Source organism: Shewanella sp. DNRA4, from assembly GCF_012843185.1.
GTDB classification, from domain to species: domain Bacteria; phylum Pseudomonadota; class Gammaproteobacteria; order Enterobacterales; family Shewanellaceae; genus Shewanella; species Shewanella xiamenensis.
In genome coordinates, this window is sequence record NZ_JABAIP010000010.1 from 80273 (window position 1) to 104603 (window position 24331).

A 24331-nucleotide genomic window follows, 5' to 3' on the forward strand; every position below is an offset into this window, starting at 1 on the left:
CAAGATAGTGCGTTAGATCCCGATATCAGGCCAATTTGGGTGATTAATTGCCCCTTTGGCATTGAATCTTAGGGCAGAAAAAGGTTAAATACCCCACCAAGATGAAAGGGTATTGGTTAACGGCGCGCTTAAATACTTGAGTGTTTTACTCGGTTTTATACTTGACTGATTTACTCGGGTATGTTGAAATAGCTCCATACCTGTTCGGGAGCTATGGTAGTTATGAAACTTACATCTAAAGGTCGTTATGCAGTAACCGCAATGCTTGATGTGGCTATCCACTCAGCTTCAGGACCAGTTCCCTTGGCGGATATCTCTGAAAGACAAGGGATTTCGCTTTCCTATCTGGAACAACTCTTCGCAAAGTTACGCAAACATGGCCTAGTGGCAAGTGTCCGAGGTCCTGGTGGTGGTTACCGTTTAGGCCTAGAGGCAAATGATATTTCTGTTGGCATGGTGGTTCATGCCGTTGACGAGTCTGTCGATGCGACTCGTTGTCAAGGATTAGGCAATTGCCAGAGTGGAACTCGCTGCTTAACGCACTCGCTTTGGGGCGATTTAAGCAAACAAATTTCAGATTTTTTAGATGGTATCAGTCTTGCGGGCTTAATGCAGAAACGAGATGTGCAATTTATTTCGCTTAAGCAAGACACTATGCAAAAGGAGCAAAGAGTCAGCTTATAGGCTTTTTGTTATACGATAAAAATTATTTTTGTACGTTGTATGTAGCCTCGGCAGAGACTGCTAAGTACGGAGTGTGTTATGAAGCTTCCTATCTATTTAGATTATGCCGCCACCACGCCTGTTGATCCGCGAGTTGCGGAAAAAATGTTCCAATACATGACGATGGATGGCATTTTCGGTAACCCAGCATCACGTTCTCACCGTTATGGTTGGCAAGCTGAAGAAGCGGTAGATGTCGCTCGCAACCAAGTGGCTGATCTTATCAATGCAGATCACCGTGAAATCGTGTTTACCTCTGGTGCAACTGAGTCGAATAACCTCGCCATTAAAGGCGTTGCGCATTTCTACAATAAGAAAGGCAAGCACATTATCACCAGTAAGACTGAACACAAAGCTGTGTTAGATACTTGCCGTCAACTTGAACGTGAAGGTTTTGAAGTCACCTATTTAGAGCCAGAATCTAACGGCATTATTCCGATGGCGCGCTTAGAAGCGGCTATGCGTGACGACACTATTCTCGTCAGCATTATGCACGTCAACAACGAAATCGGTGTGATCCACGATATCGATGCAATTGGTGAGTTATGCCGTTCAAAAGGCATTATTTTCCATATGGATGCAGCGCAAAGTGCTGGTAAAGTACCGATTGATGTGCAACGCACTAAAGTAGATTTGATCTCCATTTCTGGCCACAAAATGTATGGTCCTAAAGGGATTGGTGCCTTGTATGTTCGTCGTAAACCCCGTATCCGCTTAGAAGCGCAAATGCACGGTGGTGGTCATGAGCGGGGTATGCGTAGTGGTACTCTGCCAACTCACCAAATTGTCGGTTTAGGTGAAGCTGCGGCGATTGCAAAAGCTGAAATGGCAACAGATGACGCGCGTATTGCTAAGCTGCGTGACAAATTATGGAATGGCATCAAACACATTGAAGAAACCTATATCAACGGTGATATGACTCAGCGTGTGAGTGGCAGTCTCAACGTTAGTTTCAACTATGTTGAAGGTGAGTCACTGATGATGGCATTAAAAGATTTAGCGGTTTCATCGGGTTCGGCTTGTACCTCAGCCAGTTTAGAACCGAGCTACGTGTTACGTGCACTGGGCTTAAATGATGAAATGGCGCATAGCTCGATTCGTTTCTCTATCGGCCGTTTTACCACCGAAGAAGAAATCGACCACGCTATTGAAGTTATTACTCAATCTATTGATAAATTAAGAGAAATGTCTCCATTGTGGGAAATGTTTAAAGATGGCATCGACCTGAATCAGGTGCAGTGGGCCCATCATTAATTCGACTAATGACAATAGATAATTTTGGAGCAGTATCATGGCTTACAGTGAAAAAGTGATAGATCATTACGAGAACCCACGTAACGTTGGTTCTTTCGATAAAAACGATCCTTCAGTCGTAACCGGTATGGTGGGTGCACCAGCTTGCGGTGACGTGATGAAGTTACAACTGAAAATCGGCGCTGATGGCATTATCGAAGATGCAAAGTTTAAAACCTATGGTTGTGGTAGTGCGATTGCATCAAGCTCACTGGTTACTGAGTGGGTTAAAGGCAAGACAATTGAGCAAGCTGCAGCGATCAAAAACACTGATATAGCTGAAGAGTTAGCTCTGCCACCCGTAAAAATCCACTGTTCTATTTTGGCTGAAGACGCCATTAAAGCGGCGATTGACGAGTACAAATCTAAACAAGCTAAGTAACATCTGGAGTTAAGATGGCAATTACAATGACCCCAGCGGCAACTGAACGCGTCAGGTCTTTCTTAGCAAATCGAGGCAAGGGCATTGGTCTGCGCCTCGGCTTAAAGACGTCAGGCTGTTCAGGTATGGCTTATGTGCTTGAGTTTGTTGATGCACTGAACGATGACGATGAAGTATATGATATTGATGGTGTAAAAATCATTATCGATGCGAAAAGCTTTATCTATCTTCAGGGCATTGAATTGGATTTTGTTAAAGAAGGACTGAACGAAGGTTTCCAATTTAACAACCCGAACGCAAAAGGTGAGTGCGGTTGCGGTGAGAGTTTCACTGTTTAATTGCCGAATTGACGCATGAATTATTTCGAGCTGTTTAAGTTTTCTCCTACCTTCGATATTGACACCGCATTGCTTGCAGAACGCTACCGCGACCTGCAACGTGCGGTTCATCCCGATAAGTTTGCCAATGATACTGAGCAACAACGGTTGTTGTCGGTGCAACGCACCGCACAAGTTAATGTCGGTTATCAAACCCTAAAAGATCCTATCCGCCGTGCTGAGCATATGCTCTCCCTGCGTGGTATTGATTTAAGTCATGAGACCACGACAGTGAAAGATACTGCATTTTTAATGCAGCAGATGGAATGGCGTGAAGCACTTGAAGATATTCGTGATAGCGCCGATCCCCAAGCCAGCATTGATGAACTGTACGATTCTTTTGCGACTTACCGCGCTCAGTTGAATAAAGCATTGGCTTCACAGCTGAGCAGTGGCAGTGACGAAGACGCCTTGTTAGCGGCAGATCAAGTTCGCAAACTTAAATTTATGGCAAAATTAAACGATGAACTGACGCGTATCGAAGACGCGTTGCTCGATTAATTTTCCTTATTGCAGTTATTTTGCCGATTCCAAGTGATTTGAGTCGGCGTTACTAAGTTGGATACATATGGCCCTTTTGCAGATTGCTGAGCCCGGACAAAGTGCCGCGCCGCACCAACATAGACTTGCCGTTGGCATCGATTTAGGTACAACCAATTCACTTGTGGCCGCTGTACGCAGTGGCGTAACGGCAACCTTGCCCGATGAAAACGGACAGCATTCTTTACCTTCGATAGTTCGTTATACTCATAATGGGATTGAAGTGGGTTATGTGGCGGCGTTAAGTTCAGCGCAGGATCCTAAAAACACTATCGTTTCCGTTAAACGTTTCATGGGGCGTAGTCTTGCGGACATCCAAGCTGGTGAGCAATCTTTCCCATATCAATTCGAAGCCAGTGAAAATGGTTTACCGCTGTTTGTGACGCCCCAAGGTCGAGTGAATCCGGTGCAAGTTTCTGCCGAAATTTTACGTCCCTTAATTGAGCGCGCCGAAAAGACCCTTGGCGGTGAGCTGCAAGGCGCAGTGATCACTGTGCCTGCGTATTTCGATGATGCCCAGCGTCAGGGAACTAAGGATGCAGCATCGTTATTGGGTATTAATGTTTTACGCCTATTAAATGAACCCACTGCGGCTGCGATTGCCTATGGTTTAGACTCTAAGCAAGAAGGTGTTATCGCCATTTACGATCTCGGTGGTGGCACCTTTGATATTTCTATTTTGCGCTTAAACCGTGGCGTATTTGAAGTACTGGCTACGGGCGGCGATTCTGCGCTCGGTGGTGATGATTTTGATCATCTTTTACAAGCACATATGCAGCAAGTGTGGCAGCTGACTGATATCGACTCTCAGTTAAGTCGCCAGCTATTGATTGAAGCGCGCCGGGTGAAAGAAGCCTTAACCGATTCGAGTGATACTGAGGCTAGTCTTACCCTTGCCGATGGTTCGGTGCTCAAACAAGTGGTTACTAAGGCGCAATTTGAGAGCCTCATTGCTGCGCTTGTGAAGAAAACCATCGCAAGTTGTCGCCGCACCCTACGTGATGCGGGCGTAACGGCTGATGAAGTGCTTGAAACCGTCATGGTTGGCGGCTCTACCCGCGTGCCATTAGTCCGTGAGCAAGTTGAAGCCTTTTTTGGTAAAGCGCCATTAACTTCAATCGATCCTGACCGTGTTGTCGCCATTGGCGCGGCCATTCAGGCTGATATTTTGGTCGGTAACAAACCCGAATCTGAATTATTACTGCTCGATGTGATCCCCTTGTCGTTAGGGATTGAAACCATGGGCGGTTTAGTGGAGAAAGTGGTGTCTCGTAACACGACTATCCCCGTGGCACGCGCCCAAGAGTTCACCACCTTCAAGGATGGACAAACGGCGATGGCGTTCCATGTCGTGCAGGGTGAGCGCGAGTTAGTTGACGATTGCCGCTCTCTAGCACGCTTTACCCTAAAAGGTATTCCACCGTTAGCGGCAGGTGCTGCCCATATCCGGGTGACCTTCCAAGTGGATGCTGATGGATTATTAAGTGTGACGGCCATGGAGAATTCCACTGGCGTGCAATCGAGCATTCAGGTCAAGCCTTCGTTTGGTTTATCGGATACTGAGATCGCGACTATGCTCAAAGACTCGATGAAGCATGCTAAAGAAGATATCAGCCGCCGTATGCTGGCTGAGCAGCAAGTTGAAGCGGCGAGGGTGCTTGAGTCCTTGAATACAGCGCTCTCAAAAGATGGTGACTTACTCACAAGCGATGAGCGTCAGCAGATTGATACTGTGATGGCTCAGCTAGTTCACGTCGCTGGCGGTGATGATGCTGATGCAATTAAAAATGCGATCGAAACTCTTGATGAACATACTCAAGATTTTGCCGCAAAACGTATGGATAATTCTATTCGAGTGGCCTTTAAAGGTCAGTCAATTGACAAGATATAGGTGATGTGATGCCCCAGTTAGTCTTTCTTCCCCATGCTGAGTTGTGTCCCGATGGCGCAGTGTTGGAAGCTGAAGTAGGTGAAACGATTCTCGATGTGGCGCTGCGCAATGGCATCAATATCGAACATGCCTGTGAAAAATCCTGTGCTTGCACTACGTGCCATTGCATTGTGCGTGAAGGATTTGATGAGCTAGAGCCAAGTGATGAACTTGAAGACGATATGCTTGATAAAGCTTGGGGACTCGAGCCTGAGAGCCGCTTATCCTGTCAGGCTAAAGTGGTTGATTGCGATTTGGTGATTGAAATGCCTAAATACACTGTCAATATGGTGAGCGAAGGCTAAGTCACTTTTGTGCTGAAATCGCCAAAAACCAGTCCTAGTGACTGGTTTTTGGCTTTTGTAGACTAGCATTTGCGCAAGCAATAATAGCCATGATTGATTTATCCTTAAGCAAGCGTATTATGCGCTCAAAATGAAATGGTTGTCGGAGACCAGAATGAGAATCGCGATCCTATCGCAAGGGCCTGAGCTATATTCCACAAAGCGACTCGTTGAGGCTGCGACATTACGTGGTCACGAAGTCAAAGTGATTAATCCGCTCGAATGCTATATGAACATCAATATGCGCCAATCGAGCATTCATATTGGTGGTGAAGAATTACCGCCCTTTGATGCGGTGATCCCACGTATCGGCGCATCAATTACCTTTTATGGCTCTGCGGTACTGCGCCAGTTTGAGATGATGGGCGTCTATGCGCTCAATGATTCTGTCGGCATTTCACGCTCCCGCGATAAGCTGCGTTCAATGCAGTTGATGTCACGTCGTGGTATTGGTTTGCCGATCACCGGCTTTGCCAATAAGCCAAGCGATATTCCTGATTTAATCGATATGGTTGGTGGCGCGCCGCTAGTGATTAAATTGCTTGAGGGCACTCAAGGTATTGGTGTTGTTTTGGCTGAAACCCGTAAAGCGGCCGAAAGCGTGATTGAAGCTTTTATGGGATTAAAGGCTAATATCATGGTACAAGAATATATCAAAGAAGCTAACGGTGCGGATATTCGTTGTTTTGTCCTTGGTGATAAAGTCGTCGCTGCGATGAAGCGCCAAGCCATGCCAGGGGAGTTTCGCTCAAACCTCCACCGTGGCGGTACGGCGAGTTTAGTTAAACTCACGCCAGAAGAACGCTCAGTGGCTATTCGTGCCGCTAAGACCATGGGCCTGAACGTTGCGGGTGTGGATTTATTGCGTTCCAACCATGGCCCATTAGTGATGGAAGTGAATTCTTCACCAGGCCTTGAAGGGATCGAAGGTGCTACAGCTAAGGATGTCGCTGGGGCGATAATCGAGTTTGTTGAGAAAAACGCAATTAAGACAAAAAAAACAACTCAAGCGTAAAGTGAGTGGTGATTAAGCTAAACTCAGGTGAAATGCGTTGAAATGTCCGTTTGCATAGGGGAAAGAGGATGTCATTAAAGTGGATTGATTCATTAGATATCGCCTTGGAATTACTGGAAAAACATTCAGATGTTGATCCCCGCAAACTGCATTTTACCGAGTTGTATGAGTGGGTGTTAGCGCTAGAGGATTTTGATGACGATCCTAAACATTGCAATGAAAAGGTATTAAAAGCTATTCAACAATGCTGGATCGAAGAAAAATAACATCAGTTACTCACCTTGTTGTTGCGGCAACTTGTCCACGAAAAAACTAATTGGTGTGACATCTATCACGCTTATTTGGCTGTGAAATGGGATTTTAGTCGGAGTTTGATCAGTATCAAATTCCTTTTTATTGAATAACGTACCTTGTTACTTATCGGTTAAGCAGTTAACCGCTTAATATTATTCTCGCAACGCAAGGATGTTCACATGAAACTTTTGTTTGCTATGTTATTCACACTGTTACCCGCGTTGGCATGGGCTCATCCTGGTCATGGCGGTGTCGGTTTATTCCATCATTTGCTCGATTTAGCGCCAGCGGTTATTTTGGTTGCTTTGATTGCTTGGGCAGGAATTTGGGCAAAAAATAGAAAGTAAGCTAATTTGATAATGCTTACTCCTGTATTCATCTCCTTAGAGATATCTCGATAATAAATTGCCAGTTGCCCTTAAATGACAACTGGCGTTTTTTTGTGTGATCAATCTGGTTACAAATCCAGCCAATGTGCGCAATATCTCAGACTTATGTGCTTTAAAGATAGGATTTACTTTTTAAATTTCGTATAATCCGCGCGAATTTTTTCAAACTTGCTGACAAAGGAAGCTTGTTATGGCGATCGAACGCACATTTTCTATCATTAAGCCTGATGCTGTTGCTAAAAACCACATCGGTGCAATCTACAACCGTTTTGAAACTGCTGGTCTGAAGATCGTTGCAGCTAAAATGTTACACCTGACTAAAGAACAAGCTGAAGGTTTCTATGCTGAGCATAGCGAGCGTGGCTTCTTCGGTGCTCTGGTTGCTTTCATGACTTCTGGCCCAATCATGGTTCAAGTATTAGAAGGCGAAAACGCTGTTTTAGCTCACCGCGAAATTTTAGGTGCAACTAACCCAGCTCAAGCAGCTCCAGGTACTATCCGTGCTGATTTCGCTCAAAGCATCGACGAAAACGCAGCTCACGGTTCAGATTCTTTAGCATCTGCAGAACGTGAAATTGCATACTTCTTCAGTGCTGAAGAACTGTGTCCACGTACTCGTTAATCTGAGTGAGAGACCGAAAAAGGGAGCCTTAGTGCTCCTTTTTTATTGGCTGGAATTGGCTAACGGAATCGCGTTGGCGTGTTTGTAATGCACTATTTTTATTTGGTTTTTAAATTTTTTTAAATTTCTTCCTTGAAATCCGCTTTCCTATCCTTATATCTATTGCAGGATCGCTCGATGAGGATCCCAATCGATTCTGTGCCGTTAGGACAGAAGTTAATTTAGGCGAAACAAATGTGTGTTTTCAAGCTGAAAACCGTTCGCCAATTTCCCATATTGCTTAAGATAAGGATATGAATATGCGTACTTATGATTTAACTCCTCTTTACCGTAGTGCTATTGGTTTTGATCGTTTAGCCCAGATGGCAGAACATGCTGCCGCCAATAATGGCAACTCAGGTTATCCTCCATATAACATTGAACTCCTCGGTGAAAATCGTTATCGCATTACTATGGCCGTTGCCGGGTTCTCGATGGAAGAGCTTGAGATCAGTAGCGAAGGTGAGAAATTACTGGTTAAAGGCAATAAAGCCGAAAGCCAAACCGAGCGTAAATACCTATACCAAGGTATTGCCGAGCGCGGGTTTGAACGTACCTTCCAACTGGCCGATTATGTGACCGTATTGGGTGCCAGTTTAGAGAATGGTTTATTGAACATTGATTTAGTGCGTGAGATCCCAGAAGCGTTAAAACCACGCAAGATTGAAATCACCACCTCGCGCTTATTAGATAGTCAATCCTAATCCAGCATCGCGCGGATAAAGAAGGGGAGCTAAATGCTCCCCTTCTTGTTATTTTTTGTCTGGCTCGAATTGGAGATGTTTTCTAAGCGTTATCTTTATAAAAGTTCTTTAGGCTTTCATCGCTTTTTCGCCGCGAGCTAAGCCGACAACGCCCGAGCGTGATACTTCAACGACTTTGGTCACTTCACCCATGGAATGAATAAAGGCATCGAGTTTTTCGGTCGTGCCCACCAATTGAATGGTGTAGAGATTGGCGGTGACATCGACAATTTGTCCACGGAAGATATCGGCGGTGCGCTTAATTTCTTCCCGTAATTCCCCTTGGGCGCGGACTTTAACCAGTGCCAACTCCCGCTCAATATAAGCTGATTCGGTAACATTCGACACCTTAAGCACATCGACTAACTTGTGCAGTTGTTTCTCGATTTGCTCAAGAACTTTCTCATCGGCGACAAGTGATATATTAAGACGTGACAAGGTATTATCATCGGTCGGCGCCACGGTTAAGCTTTCAATGTTATAACCGCGCTGGGAAAAGAGGCCGACAACACGGGATAGGGCGCCGGACTGGTTTTCGAGTAATACAGATATAATTCGACGCATTAGCATTTCTCCGTTTTGCTTAACCACATTTCATTCATCGCGCCGCCGCGGATAAGCATCGGATATACGTGCTCAGTCTCATCCACCATAATGTCGATAAATACCAGTCTGTCTTTCATGGCAAGGGCTTCTGCCATCTTAGACTCAAGCTCAGCAGGATCGCTAATCGTCATGCCAATATGGCCATAGGCTTCGGCAATTTTGGCGAAGTTGGGTACCGAATCCATATAGGAATGGGAATGGCGACCTGAGTAGATCATATCCTGCCACTGTTTGACCATGCCGAGGAAACGGTTGTTTAAGTTGATAATTTTAACCGGCGTATCGTATTGCAGAGCGGTTGAAAGCTCTTGAATATTCATCTGAATCGAACCATCGCCCGTTACGCACACGACGGCTTCGTCTGGCATTGCCATTTTTACCCCCATGGCTGCGGGTAAACCAAAGCCCATGGTGCCAAGGCCACCTGAGTTAATCCAACGACGGGGTTTATCAAAGGGATAATAGAGTGCGGCAAACATTTGATGCTGGCCCACATCCGAGGCGACATAGGCCTCACCATTAGTGAGTTTGTAGAGAGTTTCAATCACTTGCTGTGGTTTGATCCGATGACTTTCCTTATCGTATGCCAAGCAGTTACGCTCGCGCCACACAGTGATTTCTTGCCACCATTGATTGAGCGCCTCGCTATCGTTGCTCTCCTTCGATTCTTCAAGCAGGGCTAACATGCTGTCTAATACAATATCGGCCGAGCCAACGATCGGGATATCCACTCGTACGGTTTTTGAAATCGATGAGGGGTCGATATCAATATGTAAGATGGTGGCGTTAGGGCAGTATTTTTCGATGTTGTTAGTGGTTCTGTCATCGAAACGCACGCCAATTCCGAAGATAAGATCGCAGTTATGCATGGTCATGTTAGCTTCATAGCGACCGTGCATCCCCAACATACCTAAGCTGTTTTTATGGGTGCCAGGGAAGGCGCCAAGGCCCATTAAGGTGCTGACAACGGGGATATTTAACTTTTCTGCTAGGGTTAAGATCTGCTTTTCACTGCTAGAAATAATCGCACCTCCACCCACATAGAGCACGGGTTTTTTCGCTGCTAATAATGCCTGTAATCCTCGACGAATTTGACCTTTATGGCCCGATGTCGTTGGATTATAGGAGCGCATTTTTATGCTCTCGGGGTAAATATAGTCGTGCAGTAATGCCGGATTGAGGCAATCCTTGGGTAAGTCTACCACGACGGGGCCAGGACGACCCGTAGAGGCAATATAAAAGGCTTTTTTAATGATCTCAGGAATTTGAGTGGGATCTTGGACTAAAAAGCTGTGTTTGACGACTGGGCGTGAAATCCCAATCATGTCGCATTCTTGGAACGCATCGTTACCGATTAGATTGCTCGGCACTTGGCCAGATAACACCACCAATGGAATCGAATCCATATAGGCGGTGGCGATGCCAGTAATGGCATTGGTGGCACCTGGGCCTGAGGTCACGAGTACTACGCCTACTTTTCCCGTAGCACGTGCATAACCATCGGCCATATGCACGGCGGCCTGTTCGTGGCGAACCAGAATATGTTCAATACCGGGGATAAGGTGCAGGGCGTCGTAGATATCCAACACTGAGCCGCCAGGATAACCAAATATGTGCTTTACCCCTTCATCAATAAGGGAACGCACAATCATGCTGGCGCCGGATAACTTCTCCATGTGAAACTCCTATTGCATAGTACCGTTACGGTAAACAGTATCTTGTTACAGCGACGGTAATCGCTCTAAAAATAAGCCTGAAGGGTAATTCAGACTACGTTTGCTGAACTTGAAATCATCGATTTCAAGTGCTCATCCCTTTGGATGCAGCAGCTGTTGCAATGAACAGAATTTCATCATATTCAAAAAAGAACACATTTCAAGGGTTTTCTGTAAAAAATAACCAACTTGAGACAATTTCATGTTTAGGCGCGATAAATGCTCATGAAACGGGAGTTTTTGTATGGGGTAATTTTATTTAATCACTTTAATTAGAATGGGTTAAGTGGTTTATAATGAAAAACGGCACCTGAGCGCCGTTTGTTTAGGGAAGGCTTAATTTGTTACAAATCAACCACAAAAGCGATGAAAACTATGATTGCTTCGCTTACGCGGCATAAAGGCGCAGATTATTGCTTTGGTTTGGCTTGATGAGTCTGTCGGTTAAATTGACAGAATCCCACCAATAATACCGCCGTCAACATTAATGCCGAGAAGGGCACTGCGGTGCCATTGTAAAACAGCGCGAGTAATGGTCCTGCAAGGGCGCCAAAGCCGAATCTTAAGGTGCCAATTACCGCCGTTGCCGTGCCGGTTTCCTGCTTAAATTTCATTAACACAATGGCATCAGCATTAACTGACATAATGCCAAGAGAACCCATCAGTGGAATAAGCATTAATACCGTAAAGTGGTAACTGAGACCCAATAAATTCACTCCCAGTAAACCTGCAGCTGCGAGCGCTCCTAAGAAAGTCGACACGTGCAACATCCTTAACGAGCCATAGCGACCAACAATTCGGGTATTGATGATATTTGCCAGCATCAGAGCGCCCACATTGGTACTAAAGAGTAGGGCAAATAAGGATTTATCTAATGAAAAAACCTCCATATAGACAAAGGGCGATGCCGTTAAATAACAGAAAAAGGCAAAGGAGGTGAGCACACCGCTGGCAATATTCATTTTGACGCCTGGGCGTGAAAACACAGTGGCATAGGCGCCCAAAAAAGATTTTTGGCTGCGGCTACTTTGATCTTTATCGCTGGGCATTCTCAGCAGCGTAATGACCAACATCAGTAATAACAGGGCATAGGCTGATTGGATAAAGAAGATCAAATGCCATTCGCCAAGTTCGAGGATAAGACTACCAATACTAGGGGCTAATAATGGCGCTAACATCATGATTAAACTGACATAAGACATACCTTTAGCCGTGTTTTCACCATAGACTTCTTTGATATAGCCAGGGACAACCACAGTGGCCGCTGCGCCGATAAAAGCTTGTAAAAAGCGCAGGCCCAAAAACACTTCAATCTGCTCGGCTAAGCCTAACAACAGGCTAGCTAACATAAAACCTGATAGCCCCATAATCACCATGGGACGACGGCCAATACGGTCAGCAAGCGGCCCAAAGCACAGCATGCCGAGGGCGTAGCCGCCTAAGTAAACACTCAAGGATTGTTGCACTAAGGTGATATCGGTATGAAAGCTATGGGCGAGTGTTGCCATAGCGGGCAAATACATGTCAATCGCGAGCGGTGTGATCGCGACAATGGCGGCAAGCATTGGGATAAGCAAGGCCAAATGGGGAATATTACGCTGTGTGGTTGAATTACTTGACGATTGTAGGTCCACAGTTACCTCGAGTGGCGAAAGAAGGCGATATAAAGTGTTATGTCACTCGAAAATCAAAATTGTAGGGTAACAATTTTGCCTATTGGCGACTCATTTCGCCTCGATTGACATAGCATATCGTGCCATGAGCATTGGAGGAGTATAGGGGAGAAATGAGTGACCAGCGTAGACCCAACCAACAGTTGAACTGAGTGATTGGTCTTGTCATCGAGTATAAGGATATTAAGCCATAACATAGTAAAACGCTCAGCCGAATAAGCCAATCTCGATGACGATATCTTTACACTTAAATTGTAACCAAAATCGATTTACTGCCTTTTTATTGCATTGATGTACCAATGTACGCCTGAGCGTCATTCATTCGACTGGGATTGTCACGTCACCGTCATCTATATGTCATCTAACCGTCTTGAATGCGAATTAGTTTATTGGGCTTTAGCTTAACCCTACGACTAATAACAACACATTCAGGAATGAAGCAATGAACACAAAACGACTGCCGCTGGCTGGTGCGATACTGGCAAGTTTACTCCTTAGTGCCTGTAATGGTGATGACGGTACCAATGGTGAGCAGGGGGATGACGGCTTAAATTCATTAGTTAAAGTAACCCCACTCTCTATTGGTGATGCAAACTGTCCCGCCGGTGGTCAACGTATCGATACCGGTCTTGATGCGAATCGTAATGGTAAGTTGGAAGAGACTGAAATCGATGCGGCGCAAACGCAATTTATTTGCCAACCCCAAGCAGTTGGAGTCAAGGCGGAGCTTATTGGTCGTCATCAAACGGGCGTTTATGGCCTGAGCGCTGCTGAGATTGTTGAATATCACAGTGCATCTCAGCGTATTTTTGTGGTCAATGCGAGAAGCGGTAAAGTCGACATTATCGATGCCAACTTACTTGACAATGCTGCTGAGGCAACTGCGCCATTAGCCTTGAATAATCTTGATAAGCTCGGCGAGCTGGATGTCGCTAAAGATGTGGACTTGAGTTTTATGGGCAGCGTTAACAGTGTCAGTATTTATGGTAACTTGTTAGCGGCGGCCATTGAGCGCGGCGATGCGGCGGGTAATAAGACCCAAGCCAATGGCTATGTGGCTTTCTACCAACTCAATGACAATGAGACACCGCAGTATCTCAGCGCGGTTGAAGTCGGTGCATTACCAGATAACGTAGTCTTTAGTCATGATGGCAAAACGGTACTCGTTGCGAATGAAGGTGAACCAAATCAAGATTATAGTATCGATCCTGAGGGTAGTGTAGCCATTATCGCCATTGCGGATGGTAAACCCGCAGCAACGGCGACGCTAGTGACATTCACCGAGTTTAATCAGGGCAATGCTCGCTATAATGAAATCACCAAGGACATTAAAATCAATGGCCCTATGGCCACTGTCGCGCAAGATTTGGAGCCTGAGTATATCAGTGTCAGCCCCGATAACAGCCGAGCCTTTGTGAGTCTGCAGGAGAACAATGCCATCGCGGTGATTGATATCGCCAATGCCAAAGTAGCGAAGATTTTACCCTTAGGACTGAAGGATTATGGTTTTGATGTGAATAAAATTGATGCTAGCGACAAGGACGATATGGTCAACCTTCAGGCCTATGCGGGCGTGTATGGCATGTATCAACCCGATACCATTGCGAGTTACCGTTGGAATAATGCTGATTTTATTGTTACCGCAAACGAAGGGGATTCCCGTGATTATGCTGGGTTTTCGGAGGAAGCCCGTGCCGGTGACTTAACTTTAGATCCTAATCATCCACAATTGGCCGCCGCGAAAGATAAGACCCAATTAGCCCGTTTGAAAGTGACTAAGAGTATGGGTGATGACGATAACGACGGCGATTATGACAAAATTGTGAGCTTCGGCGCGCGTTCTTTCTCAATCTGGACCGCCGATGGTCAACAGGTGTTTGACAGTGGCAGCGATTTTGAGCGGATCACCGCAGCCTTGTTAGGCAATAACTTCAACAATAACAATGAAGAAAACAAAGGCGATAGCCGCAGTGATGATAAAGGACCCGAGCCAGAAGCCTTAGTTCTAGGCAAAATTGGCCAAAAACGCTATGCCTTTATCGGGCTTGAACGTACCTCTGGTTTTATGATGTACGACGTGACAAATCCTTTTGACGTGCATTTTGTGGATTATGTGGTAAACCGTGATTTTGACGCGAGTTTCAGCATTAATACAGATACAGGTGAAGTGAAAGGTGATGCCAGTTTAGCGGGAGATTTAGGGCCAGAAGGCATGAAGTTTGTGAGTGCCGAGAAGAGTCCTAATGGCCAGCCTCTGTTGATCATTGGTAATGAAGTCAGTGGCACAACCAGCGTGTACCAGATCAAGGTGCAATAGCCAAAGCTTGTGTTCAAGGTGCGATAACTTTAGATCTCAACATCTTAAATGCTTGCTTAAGCAAGCTTAAAACGCCAGAGCATCACTCTGGCGTTTCCTTTTGCTTCTTTCTAGCGATAAAAATACAAGGTTAAACGACTGAATAGGCGTTTTGCTTGAGGGCGTTAAAGGTGGATTCGATGCATTCGAGCGCAATCTGGAATTGGGTATCGTTTTCGGCGCCACCTAAACTTAAACGGATAAAGTTATCATGACAGTTAAAGTCATCCCCATTGCGGATCAGTACACCTTTAGCTGCTAAGGCGGTCACCAGATGATGGGCTTTAATGTCTTCGGGTAACTGGATCCAGCCATTTAAACCCCGCCAGCGCTGAGTTAACCCCAGCTTGTCGCCCAATGCTATGCATTGCTGCTGACGCGCGCGAATAATTGCATCGCGATTGGCCGTGATGTGCCCGCGCTTAATCAGCTGACAGGCTAACTCCACATTGAGCGGTGAAACCATCCAGCATTGGCTATGAATGGCGAGGCGCAATGGCGCGATGAGCGGCTCGGGTACGAGGATAAAACCTTGCCTTAAGCCCCCTGAAAACAGCTTAGAAAGGCTTGAAATGTAAATGACCCTCGGCATATTCAGCGTCTGTGCTAACTGCCAAAGCGGAGGGTGCCACTCTTCAGGGAGACAATAATTCACATCATCTTCAATGATATAAAACTGGTACTGCTCCGCGAGTGCCAACAGTTTTTCTCTCTGTTGCTCACTGTATTGAATGCAGGTGGGGTTTTGATTGTTGAGGGTTAAGTACACCAATTTAGGTTGATGGATTTGTACTAAGGCCTCGAATCTTGCCAGATCGACCCCGTCAGCGGTTAACGGCACGCCAATGCTATTGATACCCAATTGTTTCGCGCAAATACGCACACCGGGATAGCTGTACTGCTCGTGCAGGAGCACCTCGCCCTTGGCTAGGAAGGCACTAAGGCAGGCAAAAATGGCCTGTTGCCCACCATGGGTAAAGATTAGTTGCTCGGGTTGCTGTTCAATACCGCGTTGTAAAAGCCAGTGGTGAAATATCTGTTGATGTTGATCTAACGGGCTGGCGCGATAGCCAAGGAGTTGACTCAGTTTCGCCGGATCCTTAGCCAGTTGGCTTAGGCAATCACTCAGCGTACTTATTTGATCCGTCAGCGGTTGCTGACAAGTCGCCATATTGAGCTGCAAATGACTGAGCTCTGGCACGGGAGAGGCGTTGACATAGGTACCATCACCGATACGCGCTTCCACATAACCGCGTTGCTCCGCTAGAGCATAGGCCCGAGTGACAGTGCCTATGGTCACTCCAAGTGCATCGGCTAAACGCCGCTGTGGTGGGAGTTTTGTGCCATGGGGCAGGGTCTTACACAAAATGCCTTGTTCGATCGCACTGACGAGACGTTGATATTTAGGACCTGTAAATGCCTCTAGATCCGGCGTCCAAATTGTACTCATGACAATAAATCCATTGATCTCCGCTAATCTCCCTATATTATTTATTGTATCTTTTTTGTCAAACATTGTATGCGTACAATTTGGGTGTTTATGGATATTAAACTTTTTAATGATCCACAACTCTGGACATTAATGGCTTCTGCGGCACTTTTTTGTGCAACCATGACCATGACTCCGGGGCCAAATAATATTTTACTCGCCAGCTCCGGCGCTCATTTCGGGGTGATGCGTACCATTCCACATATTGCAGGGATCCGCTTAGGTTCGACCTTTTTGCATCTGTCGGTGTTATTGGGTCTTGGCGCTTTATTCGAGGCGTTTCCCGTGTTGCATCAAGTGCTAAAGTACGCAGCGATATTGTATTTGTTGCACCTTGCCTATCGATTAGTCACCTCTCCTGTTAAGGCGGCGCATTTGGATGACGGTCGTCAGCCGATGAGTGTGATGGAGGCGGCGCTGTTTCAGTGGATTAATCCTAAATCTTGGATGTCGACCATTACCCTTTGTAGTGCGTTTACCTTAGGGGGCGATGGTTTTTGGCTCAGTGCATTACTAGGCGTGTTAGTGTTTAATCTGGTGGGATTTCCGGCTTCATTTACTTGGGTGTTTGTTGGTGCAGCAATCAGTAAAAAACTGAATACGGATAAACGTCGACGCCATTTTAACTGGTTTATGGGCAGTTTATTGTTAGTTTCATTGCCGATGATCCTGCGGTAAGCAGAGCTCATTAGGCTAAAAGCTTAAATATTCTGGGATACTGACTCGCTTAATGATTGGCTTTATGCCATAACCAACATAATATTGATGGCTTTTTTAGATAACGGTTTTATATACCTAAATAAACTGAAGAAGTTGGTGCCGTGGGTATTGCACCGATAGTAAGGTGAGTTATCTAACCATAACAAGTTAGCAATTGACTTGGGAGTATATGGAGGTTAGCGCGTGAAGTTTCCCAGTTTAGTATCATTTATGCCTGGTTTGGCGCAGATGCTGCAGTACGAGAAGCAATGGCTCAGGGATGATGTTCGAGCCGGATTATCCGTGTCGGCGGTCGCTTTACCTGTAGCCATTGCCTATGCACAACTTACAGGGGTCAATGCCGCTGTAGGTTTATACTCCTGTGTGCTGCCAATGTTAGTGTATGCATTGTTTGGTACTTCCAGACAATTAATCGTTGGTCCCGATGCCGCGACTTGCGCCGTGATTGCCGCCGTTGTGACGCCACTTGCTGCTGGCGACAGCATGAAGCACTGGCAACTCGTGATGACCATGACGGCTATGACCGGTTTTTGGTGTTTAATCGCCAGCCGTTTTCGCCTTGGCGTCTTGGCGGACTTTCTCTCAAAACCGATTTTAATGGGGTTACTTAATGGTGTGGCGATCACTATTATCGTCGGTCAATTCTCAAAGATTTTTGGTTTCACCTTCGATGAGCGTTATTTGATTGAGCGCTTATCCGGTGCGCCTTCCTATCTCACCAAAACACACTGGCCCACCTTATTGATGGGACTGGTGACCTTAGCCACCTATGCCTTAATAAAACGTTATCGTCCACAATGGCCTGCTTCAATGTGTGCAATGGCAATGGCTGCATTTTTGGTGTGGGCCTTTAACTTAACCAGCTTCGATATCAATGTGGTGGGCGAGGTGAGTGCAGGCTTGCCTTCGTTTCAAGCGCCGGTTTTTAATATTGGTATTGCCCGTGAACTAGTTGTGCCTGCGCTTAACTTAGCCATGGTGAGCTTTGTGAGTATGATGCTTACTGCACGCAGTTTTGCGGCTAAAAATGGCTATGATATCGATGCGGACAAGGAGTTTCGCGCCCTCGGTATTGCCAATATTGCTTCAGCTTTATCACAAGGTTTTGCGGTCAGCGGTGCTGATTCGCGTACAGCTGTCAATGATGCTAACGGCGGTAAAAGTCAGCTTGTTTCAATCATCGCGGCGTTATTGATTGCGATCGTCGCGTTGTTTTTTACTGCACCATTGAAATATATCCCCAGTTCAGCTCTTGGTGTGGTCTTAGTGATTGCCTCAATTTCGTTGATTGATTTAAAGGCGCTATGGAATCTGCGCGTCAGAGACCGCTCAGCCTTCTTGCTTGCTTGTACCACATTGTTTTCAGTACTGTTTATTGGCGTTATCCCTGGGATTACCTTGGCGGTGTTACTGGGGTTATTCCAGTTTTTAGCGACTGTGATGCGACCAACGGATCAAGTGTTAGGGCTTGATCATAAAGGGGTTATCCGCAGTGTAGATGATTCAGGCAAGGCTAAGTCTGTGCCTGGCGTGTTTATCTACCGTTTTAATTCACCCTTAACCTACTTCAATGCCACTTACTTTAAACGTCGGTTACTGGAGAAGTTTATCCGTGAGCCCGACCCCGTCGATTGCATCATTATTGATGCCGTGCCGTGTTTTACCCACTTGGATTTAAGTGTGATGGCCATGCTTGCAGATCTCCATCAATTATTGAAGAAGCGTGGTATACGTTTAGTCTTGGCGGGGCGAAAAAGGCAGATGCTTGGCTGGTTTGAACAGGCGGGGATCCCGTCAGGCGAAGGCGGCATTTTAATTCGGCCAGATTTATATCTTGCTCTGAAAATGAACCAAAGTTACAAGCAAGCGCTAGCAGAAGGCCAAGCTCCTGTTATCAAAAAAGCGCCTGAGGATGATGTGCTACTTCATAGTCATTTATAGGATGCTATTTTAACGAAAAGCGCGGACATTACCGCGCTTTTCGGTTTATTGTTCAAGTGCATAGAGATATGCACTTTATACTTGATGCCTCGAAAGTATGATGGTTGTGGCGTAAAGAGCCGCTCGTCATTTGAGTATAATAACTATGCGTCATTCATCGTTTCGCGAGCTTGCGCAACATCTAACGCTTAAACATCAACCCGTTCTAGTCATTTTGCAGTTTATCTAAAGGGATTAAACCATGATAGGCATAGTAGCCTATGGGTCCTAGAAATAAGCTTAGCAGGCACCATAAACATTTTTTGTTAGTGCTGAGGTTAACTTGGCTCTTAAATACTCGAGCTGCGAATAAGCAATGCAGTAGGGCTAAACCGATGAGCATCGCTATGATTATAATATCCGTATTATCCAAGTACTTTATCCCTGTAATTCATCGTGATGATTTAGCATAAAATGTTAAAAAGGATTTACTCACTTTACCTAAGTGAGAGCTACTTTACGTGAACATTTTACCGATTGCTATGGGGTATATAAAAATAAACGTTAATTCTTATTTACTTATAGACGTTCCTAACAAGTAATTTGGGGTATTACCAGTCTGCCAGATCACATATTTAGTCATGGCATGTTGAAATATGTCAGTGCTTGTTAGCTCAATTAACCATGCCATAAGCCGTGGGAAATCACCGTTCAAATCCCGTTTGGCATCCACCGTAGTAAATTGGCGGATAAAAGGCATAATGGCAAAATCAGCAAGGCTTAACGCAGGGCTGATAAGATAAGGATGTTGCTGAAGCTGTGCTTCGAGTCGTACCAGAAAAGTGCTGGCCTTGGCGAAATAATCCGCCTGCGAGTATTCAGGATACCGGTCTGCATATTTGTACTTATCCAGCCAAGGTTTAAATTCAACATCATTTTGCACAATAAGCTCATTAATCAGGCTTTGCGCTGAGGTGGTTTGCCCGAGTAACTGCTGTGCGGCTGGCGAGTCAGCCTTATGCAGTCCCCAGAGCATAATATCCAAGCTCTCAGCAATCACCTCTCCAGTAGGGAGCTGCAATACGGGCACTGTGCCCTTGGGGGAGATGGCTAACATCTCCGCGGGTTTCGCTTTAAGGGTGATTTCTCTCACTTCCACTTGGCATTGGCCGAGCAATAGCCCAAGTCTAGCGCGCATAGCATAAGGACAGCGGCGAAAACTGTAGAGTATGGGTAAGGGCATAGTCTTATTCCTTAATGCAATGATAAAAACGATTTAGTCACGACTGTGGGTTAAAAGTTGGCAATAGTAGTGACTTTAAAACAGAAATACTGCGTTTATTACTGATTTTTCCACCGTTTGCCTGTAAATAAGCAATGACCTTGGTTTTTGTCTGTGTTTATCCGACTGTGATTCAGGTATAATTTCGCCCTATTTTTGCGACCTAGCTTAGGCTTGGGTGATTATTGGTTAATGCACTGGAAATTAAGTTCCAGCCAGCAGTTGAGGGTGTTATGTCTAACGTTGTTGTTTGTGCTTTATATAAGTTTGTTTCATTACCGCATTTTGAGTCGCTGCGTGAGCCACTCCTGTCCATGATGGAACAGGCTGAGATTAAAGGCACATTGTTGCTGGCAAGTGAGGGGATTAACGGCACAGTGGCCGGCACTCAAGCGGCTATCGACGCACTGCTGGCTTGGCTGAATAACCAAAATGGCCTTGAAAACATCGTTTACAAGTTATCCTTTGACGACGAAATGCCTTTCTACCGCACTAAGGTGAAGCTCAAAAAAGAAATCGTCACCATGGGCGTCGAGGGTATCGATCCGCTTAAAGTGGTGGGCACTTACGTTAAGCCACAGGACTGGAACGCGCTGATTTCCAATCCTGAAGTCATCCTAGTGGATACCCGTAACGACTATGAGGTGCAAATCGGCACCTTTAAAAATGCCATTAACCCCGTGACCGAAACCTTCAGAGAATTCCCTGAGTATGTTAAGCAGAATCTCGATCCTGCCAAGCATAAAAAAGTGGCGATGTTCTGCACTGGTGGTATTCGCTGTGAAAAATCAACCGCTTATTTAAAAGAGCAAGGCTTTGAAGAAGTGTATCACCTCGAAGGTGGCATCCTTAAATACTTGGAAGAAGTCAAACAGGAAGAAAGCCTGTGGGAAGGCGAATGTTTTGTCTTCGATAATCGTGTAGCGGTCGACCATGATTTAAAGAAAGGGCAATACGATCAATGCAATGCTTGTCGTATGCCAATCACTGAAGCGGAAAAATTATCCCCAGCTTATGTACAAGGTGTGAGTTGCCCACATTGTATTGATAAGATTTCTGAGGAGCAGCGAAAGCGTTTTGTTGAACGTGAACGCCAAGTGAATTTAGCTAAATCCCGTAATGAGGTTCATATCGGTAGTGATGTGAATCATGTGATTGAAGCCCGTCGACAAAAGAAAGAAGCACTGCGCAAACAAGCTGCAGAGAAAAACAAAACCAAGCAAGCTAATACTTAACGCCCGCACAGCTAAGGTGATGCTGTTCAATTATGGACAGCCTCACTTTTTTTACCGGACGATTATGCAGCAGAAATGGCAAGCTAAAGGCTGTCAAAAGGAAGGGCAGGCAAGCTCTGGCCCTTACTTTCTGTCGTGATAGCCGCTTGTCACCTCAGTCAAATGGCGACATGTCACTCTTCGTTTCGTAAGCACGAGCTTGTTAGAACGATCAAAATTTAATTCTGAATGTCTTAAAGAATGCCGTATATGGCAAAATCGATTGGTCGCGCTAATGATAAAAATGACCACTGGTTATCTTTAATGAACATCCGCCCCATTAACGGGGCGGTAAAGCATTTACCAATGGACTTCACTGATATTTAAGAGTGTTCAACGTAATATTAAACGTTATGACGTTTGCCAGAGCGTTTCAGTTTTTCAGCTTCTAGCTTAGCGGCTTTCTCGGCGGCTTTTTCAGCCAGAATGCGTTCCACTTCGGCTTTTTCGATTTCAGCCATCGCAGGCGTTTCAAGGGATAACAGGCCAATTCGACCTGAGCGGTAATCGTGTAATACGACTTCCGAGGCTTTATGCAAATCGATGCGACCACCGGGACGGAGGGCGCCACGTTTACGGCCGATTTCTTCGAGTAACGCCATATCATCCTTAGGTAACTCGCTGATGTTATAACGCTCGCAAATTTCCTTCGGGTAGGCCTTTAAGAAATAACCTGCGGCAAACAGCGCCACATCTTCGTATTCCATGGCGGTATCTTTAATGGCACCCGTGACGGCAAGACGATAGCTACTAGCTTCGTTATCAACCTTAGGCCATAAAATCCCTGGTGTGTCCGAGAGCACAATACCGTTGCGCAGGTTAATGCGCTGCTGGGTTTTGGTGACGGCGGGTTCGTTACCGGTTTTGGCGATAACGCGACCGGCTAAGGTATTGATAATGGTGGACTTACCCACGTTTGGGATCCCCATGATCATAGTGCGAATATCTTTTTCAGTTTTATCGCGACTCGGTACTAACTTACGACAAAGATCCGGCAGCATTTTTAACATACCCGGTTGCAGTGTGGTAATCGCAGTGGCTTTTACCCCTTGTTCACGCTCAAGATATTCAATCCACTGGGCGGTAATGTCGGGATCGGCTAAGTCGGATTTATTCAGTAGTTTAATACAAGGTTTGTCGCCACGAAGCTTTGACACCATGGGGTTTTCACTACTGTAGGGAATACGGGCGTCCAGCACCTCAATGACTAGATCGACCTGAGGCATAGCCTCTTCGATCTCTTTGCGTGCCTTGTGCATGTGCCCCGGATACCATTGAATTGCCATGATAGCGCCTTGTTCTAAGTGACCTAAAGACGGCTATTCTACCTTGAAGGCGACGAATGTCATAAAAAAAGCGCCCGAAGGCGCTTAATTGCTTAATCCTGATGCGAATTTGAGCATGTATTGCTTAAAGTACGCCTAGCTCGCGTAATCTTTCCATTAGGTAGCTGTCGGCGGTATAACGCTCAGATAGCACGACCGAAGGTTTAGGGTGTAAGAATAAGGGCAGTGAAATACGCGACTTAGTCTTATCCGTGCCTTCTGGGTTAATCACGCGGTGTGAGGTCGATGGGAAGTAACCACCCGAGGCTTCCTGCAACATATCACCAATGTTGATGATAATATTGCCAAAATCACTTGGCACATCTAACCAAGAGCCATCTTTCGCTTTGACTTGCAACCCTGGCTCGTTGGCCGCGGGCAGCACAGTGATAAGGTTAATATCTTCGTGGGCCGCTGCGCGAATAGCGCCCATTTCTTCATCGCCTGTCATCGGTGGGTAATGCAGAATGCGCAGCAGGGTTTTGTGGCTGTCGGCAATCATTTCAGGCAGCGGAATCGAGAACTTAGCTTTAACCTCGTCTGGCGAGTAGGTTTCAATCCACTCTAACAGTTCAGCGGCCAGCGCATTGGCTTTTTCATAGTAAGCCAGAATATTGGCACGCAAAGAATCTGGAATACGACCCCAAGGGTACACGTGGTAATACTCTTTGATGTCTTTAACCGTGTGGCCTTTTGCGGTTTCTGAAATCGACGCGGGGAAAAAGCCATCGTGGGTTTCACGATTGAACATAAAATCGTTCTTAGCGTCAGAATTGAAAAAGGCTTGCCACTCAGTGTAAATACTTTCGACCAGTTCCTTATCGATAGGGTGGTTAGAGAGCACACCAAAGCCCGTTTCACGTAGGGATTCGACGAAGTGTTTGGCGCTATCGGCTGCGCGATAATCAATGGTTTCTAATTTCATATTGTTTCTACTTGTTATATATGGTTGTTAACCAAACACTTTCTAAGGATAACGGTAAGGAGTCGTTGCCACTTATCTCATTATCAGTATGGTGCGCTAAGCCCTAGTGCAAAAGCGGCCCAAATAGAAAGGATTTGGGTAGAGAATTGACCCGCAGCAAGTGTAGCTTTGCACTGTGCGCGGTGCAAACATTGAAAACGATAGGCGTAGAGCATTGCTGAATTTTCCTCCAGTTATTTAAGCATTGGCTCAATCAACAGGATTTTATCGACTAAAGCGGCTACTATGCCAAAAAGCCAATTCAAGCCGAGGCGTAATAAACCTGAGGAACAAACGGTCTTATGCAGGCGAATAC

Annotated in this window: 23 protein-coding genes; 16 read left to right on the forward strand and 7 right to left on the reverse strand. The window is 45.8% G+C overall.

All coding sequences use genetic code 11. The features are described 5' to 3' along the window. Nucleotides 1–222: 222 nt before the first annotated feature. The 12 genes from iscR to HG547_RS12230 all read left to right on the forward strand — a co-directional run bounded on the left by iscR (nucleotide 223) and on the right by HG547_RS12230 (nucleotide 8652). Nucleotides 223–684, forward strand: coding sequence for a Fe-S cluster assembly transcriptional regulator IscR (gene iscR, locus HG547_RS12175; RefSeq protein ID WP_006081858.1), 462 nt, complete (start codon nucleotides 223–225; stop codon nucleotides 682–684). Between the two features lie 78 nt (nucleotides 685–762). After that, nucleotides 763–1977, forward strand: coding sequence for an IscS subfamily cysteine desulfurase (locus tag HG547_RS12180; protein WP_037418361.1), 1215 nt, complete (start codon nucleotides 763–765; stop codon nucleotides 1975–1977). Between the two features lie 37 nt (nucleotides 1978–2014). Further along, complete coding sequence (gene iscU / locus HG547_RS12185) at nucleotides 2015–2398, forward strand: Fe-S cluster assembly scaffold IscU (RefSeq protein WP_011072277.1); 384 nt, start codon at nucleotides 2015–2017, stop codon at nucleotides 2396–2398. A gap of 14 nt (nucleotides 2399–2412) precedes the next feature. Then, nucleotides 2413–2736: an iron-sulfur cluster assembly protein IscA gene (gene iscA, locus HG547_RS12190; RefSeq protein WP_011072278.1), complete on the forward strand. Its 324-nt coding sequence runs from the start codon at nucleotides 2413–2415 to the stop codon at nucleotides 2734–2736. A 15-nt stretch (nucleotides 2737–2751) separates the two neighbouring features. Further along, a complete protein-coding gene (gene hscB / locus HG547_RS12195) occupies nucleotides 2752–3276 on the forward strand; it encodes a co-chaperone HscB (protein WP_169547976.1) in 525 nt (174 codons plus the stop codon). A 67-nt stretch (nucleotides 3277–3343) separates the two neighbouring features. After that, on the forward strand, nucleotides 3344–5206 hold the full coding sequence (gene hscA / locus HG547_RS12200; protein ID WP_169547977.1) for a Fe-S protein assembly chaperone HscA: 1863 nt from the start codon (nucleotides 3344–3346) through the stop codon (nucleotides 5204–5206). Nucleotides 5207–5214: 8 nt separating this feature from the next. After that, nucleotides 5215–5550, forward strand: coding sequence for an ISC system 2Fe-2S type ferredoxin (fdx, locus tag HG547_RS12205; RefSeq protein ID WP_037418353.1), 336 nt, complete (start codon nucleotides 5215–5217; stop codon nucleotides 5548–5550). A gap of 154 nt (nucleotides 5551–5704) precedes the next feature. Then, nucleotides 5705–6604 carry a 30S ribosomal protein S6--L-glutamate ligase gene (gene rimK, locus HG547_RS12210; protein ID WP_037418350.1) on the forward strand — a complete coding sequence of 300 codons (900 nt, stop codon included), beginning with the start codon at nucleotides 5705–5707 and terminating at the stop codon, nucleotides 6602–6604. A gap of 68 nt (nucleotides 6605–6672) precedes the next feature. Further along, nucleotides 6673–6870: a Fe-S cluster assembly protein IscX gene (iscX, locus tag HG547_RS12215; protein WP_169547978.1), complete on the forward strand. Its 198-nt coding sequence runs from the start codon at nucleotides 6673–6675 to the stop codon at nucleotides 6868–6870. A 207-nt stretch (nucleotides 6871–7077) separates the two neighbouring features. Next, a complete protein-coding gene (locus HG547_RS12220; RefSeq protein ID WP_037418345.1) occupies nucleotides 7078–7245 on the forward strand; it encodes a hypothetical protein in 168 nt (55 codons plus the stop codon). A 232-nt stretch (nucleotides 7246–7477) separates the two neighbouring features. Beyond that, a complete protein-coding gene (gene ndk, locus HG547_RS12225) occupies nucleotides 7478–7909 on the forward strand; it encodes a nucleoside-diphosphate kinase (protein ID WP_011072285.1) in 432 nt (143 codons plus the stop codon). A gap of 299 nt (nucleotides 7910–8208) precedes the next feature. After that, a complete protein-coding gene (locus tag HG547_RS12230; RefSeq protein WP_037430809.1) occupies nucleotides 8209–8652 on the forward strand; it encodes an Hsp20 family protein in 444 nt (147 codons plus the stop codon). Nucleotides 8653–8760: 108 nt separating this feature from the next. Here the strand turns inward: HG547_RS12230 and ilvN are convergent, their stop codons facing one another. The 3 genes from ilvN to HG547_RS12245 all read right to left on the reverse strand — a co-directional run bounded on the left by ilvN (nucleotide 8761) and on the right by HG547_RS12245 (nucleotide 12577). Beyond that, complete coding sequence (ilvN, locus tag HG547_RS12235) at nucleotides 8761–9255, reverse strand: acetolactate synthase small subunit (RefSeq protein ID WP_011072288.1); 495 nt, start codon at nucleotides 9253–9255, stop codon at nucleotides 8761–8763. Further along, nucleotides 9255–10973 carry an acetolactate synthase 3 large subunit gene (locus HG547_RS12240; RefSeq protein ID WP_169547979.1) on the reverse strand — a complete coding sequence of 573 codons (1719 nt, stop codon included), beginning with the start codon at nucleotides 10971–10973 and terminating at the stop codon, nucleotides 9255–9257. Before HG547_RS12240 ends, ilvN begins: the two co-directional genes overlap by 1 nt. Before the next feature lie 449 nt (nucleotides 10974–11422). Further along, nucleotides 11423–12577 carry a multidrug effflux MFS transporter gene (locus HG547_RS12245; protein WP_224022150.1) on the reverse strand — a complete coding sequence of 385 codons (1155 nt, stop codon included), beginning with the start codon at nucleotides 12575–12577 and terminating at the stop codon, nucleotides 11423–11425. 550 nt (nucleotides 12578–13127) lie between these two features. On the opposite strand from HG547_RS12245, the gene HG547_RS12250 reads away from it, so the two are divergent. Then, nucleotides 13128–15002, forward strand: a complete 1875-nt coding sequence (locus HG547_RS12250) for a choice-of-anchor I family protein (RefSeq protein ID WP_169547981.1) — start codon at nucleotides 13128–13130, stop codon at nucleotides 15000–15002. A gap of 130 nt (nucleotides 15003–15132) precedes the next feature. On the opposite strand, the gene HG547_RS12255 is transcribed toward HG547_RS12250, so the two are convergent. Then, the gene (locus tag HG547_RS12255) at nucleotides 15133–16491 is read right to left on the reverse strand and encodes a PLP-dependent aminotransferase family protein (RefSeq protein WP_169547982.1); all 1359 of its coding nucleotides are present in this window, start codon (nucleotides 16489–16491) and stop codon (nucleotides 15133–15135) included. 90 nt (nucleotides 16492–16581) lie between these two features. Between HG547_RS12255 and HG547_RS12260 the strand changes: the two genes are divergently transcribed. Together HG547_RS12260 and HG547_RS12265 are read left to right on the forward strand one after the other, a co-directional pair. Then, nucleotides 16582–17208, forward strand: a complete 627-nt coding sequence (locus tag HG547_RS12260) for a LysE family translocator (RefSeq protein WP_169547983.1) — start codon at nucleotides 16582–16584, stop codon at nucleotides 17206–17208. Nucleotides 17209–17433: 225 nt separating this feature from the next. Continuing rightward, nucleotides 17434–19191, forward strand: coding sequence for a SulP family inorganic anion transporter (locus HG547_RS12265; protein ID WP_169547984.1), 1758 nt, complete (start codon nucleotides 17434–17436; stop codon nucleotides 19189–19191). 550 nt (nucleotides 19192–19741) lie between these two features. On the opposite strand, the gene HG547_RS12270 is transcribed toward HG547_RS12265, so the two are convergent. Continuing rightward, nucleotides 19742–20413 carry a glutathione S-transferase gene (locus HG547_RS12270; protein WP_169547985.1) on the reverse strand — a complete coding sequence of 224 codons (672 nt, stop codon included), beginning with the start codon at nucleotides 20411–20413 and terminating at the stop codon, nucleotides 19742–19744. 272 nt (nucleotides 20414–20685) lie between these two features. On the opposite strand from HG547_RS12270, the gene HG547_RS12275 reads away from it, so the two are divergent. Beyond that, nucleotides 20686–21687 (forward strand): rhodanese-related sulfurtransferase, encoded by a 1002-nt coding sequence (locus HG547_RS12275; RefSeq protein WP_169547986.1) that lies wholly within the window; start codon nucleotides 20686–20688, stop codon nucleotides 21685–21687. Nucleotides 21688–22070: 383 nt separating this feature from the next. Here HG547_RS12275 and ylqF read toward each other — a convergent pair whose 3' ends face one another. Both ylqF and HG547_RS12285 read right to left on the reverse strand, forming a co-directional pair. Beyond that, nucleotides 22071–23012 (reverse strand): ribosome biogenesis GTPase YlqF, encoded by a 942-nt coding sequence (gene ylqF / locus HG547_RS12280; protein WP_037419203.1) that lies wholly within the window; start codon nucleotides 23010–23012, stop codon nucleotides 22071–22073. 124 nt (nucleotides 23013–23136) lie between these two features. Further along, nucleotides 23137–23976, reverse strand: a complete 840-nt coding sequence (locus tag HG547_RS12285; protein WP_169547987.1) for an isopenicillin N synthase family oxygenase — start codon at nucleotides 23974–23976, stop codon at nucleotides 23137–23139. Nucleotides 23977–24331: the final 355 nt, after the last annotated feature.

What these genes read in the sequence shown, in the direction of transcription:
- iscR (WP_006081858.1), top strand. Translation starts at nt 223, where the DNA reads ATGAAACTTACATCTAAAGGTCGTTATGCAGTAACCGCAATGCTTGAT.
- HG547_RS12180 (WP_037418361.1), top strand. Translation starts at nt 763, where the DNA reads ATGAAGCTTCCTATCTATTTAGATTATGCCGCCACCACGCCTGTTGAT.
- iscU (WP_011072277.1), top strand. Translation starts at nt 2,015, where the DNA reads ATGGCTTACAGTGAAAAAGTGATAGATCATTACGAGAACCCACGTAAC.
- iscA (WP_011072278.1), top strand. Translation starts at nt 2,413, where the DNA reads ATGGCAATTACAATGACCCCAGCGGCAACTGAACGCGTCAGGTCTTTC.
- hscB (WP_169547976.1), top strand. Translation starts at nt 2,752, where the DNA reads ATGAATTATTTCGAGCTGTTTAAGTTTTCTCCTACCTTCGATATTGAC.
- hscA (WP_169547977.1), top strand. Translation starts at nt 3,344, where the DNA reads ATGGCCCTTTTGCAGATTGCTGAGCCCGGACAAAGTGCCGCGCCGCAC.
- fdx (WP_037418353.1), top strand. Translation starts at nt 5,215, where the DNA reads ATGCCCCAGTTAGTCTTTCTTCCCCATGCTGAGTTGTGTCCCGATGGC.
- rimK (WP_037418350.1), top strand. Translation starts at nt 5,705, where the DNA reads ATGAGAATCGCGATCCTATCGCAAGGGCCTGAGCTATATTCCACAAAG.
- iscX (WP_169547978.1), top strand. Translation starts at nt 6,673, where the DNA reads ATGTCATTAAAGTGGATTGATTCATTAGATATCGCCTTGGAATTACTG.
- HG547_RS12220 (WP_037418345.1), top strand. Translation starts at nt 7,078, where the DNA reads ATGAAACTTTTGTTTGCTATGTTATTCACACTGTTACCCGCGTTGGCA.
- ndk (WP_011072285.1), top strand. Translation starts at nt 7,478, where the DNA reads ATGGCGATCGAACGCACATTTTCTATCATTAAGCCTGATGCTGTTGCT.
- HG547_RS12230 (WP_037430809.1), top strand. Translation starts at nt 8,209, where the DNA reads ATGCGTACTTATGATTTAACTCCTCTTTACCGTAGTGCTATTGGTTTT.
- ilvN (WP_011072288.1), bottom strand. Translation starts at nt 9,255, where the DNA reads ATGCGTCGAATTATATCTGTATTACTCGAAAACCAGTCCGGCGCCCTA.
- HG547_RS12240 (WP_169547979.1), bottom strand. Translation starts at nt 10,973, where the DNA reads ATGGAGAAGTTATCCGGCGCCAGCATGATTGTGCGTTCCCTTATTGAT.
- HG547_RS12245 (WP_224022150.1), bottom strand. Translation starts at nt 12,577, where the DNA reads ATGCTTGCCGCCATTGTCGCGATCACACCGCTCGCGATTGACATGTAT.
- HG547_RS12250 (WP_169547981.1), top strand. Translation starts at nt 13,128, where the DNA reads ATGAACACAAAACGACTGCCGCTGGCTGGTGCGATACTGGCAAGTTTA.
- HG547_RS12255 (WP_169547982.1), bottom strand. Translation starts at nt 16,491, where the DNA reads ATGAGTACAATTTGGACGCCGGATCTAGAGGCATTTACAGGTCCTAAA.
- HG547_RS12260 (WP_169547983.1), top strand. Translation starts at nt 16,582, where the DNA reads ATGGATATTAAACTTTTTAATGATCCACAACTCTGGACATTAATGGCT.
- HG547_RS12270 (WP_169547985.1), bottom strand. Translation starts at nt 20,413, where the DNA reads ATGCCCTTACCCATACTCTACAGTTTTCGCCGCTGTCCTTATGCTATG.
- HG547_RS12275 (WP_169547986.1), top strand. Translation starts at nt 20,686, where the DNA reads ATGTCTAACGTTGTTGTTTGTGCTTTATATAAGTTTGTTTCATTACCG.
- ylqF (WP_037419203.1), bottom strand. Translation starts at nt 23,012, where the DNA reads ATGGCAATTCAATGGTATCCGGGGCACATGCACAAGGCACGCAAAGAG.
- HG547_RS12285 (WP_169547987.1), bottom strand. Translation starts at nt 23,976, where the DNA reads ATGAAATTAGAAACCATTGATTATCGCGCAGCCGATAGCGCCAAACAC.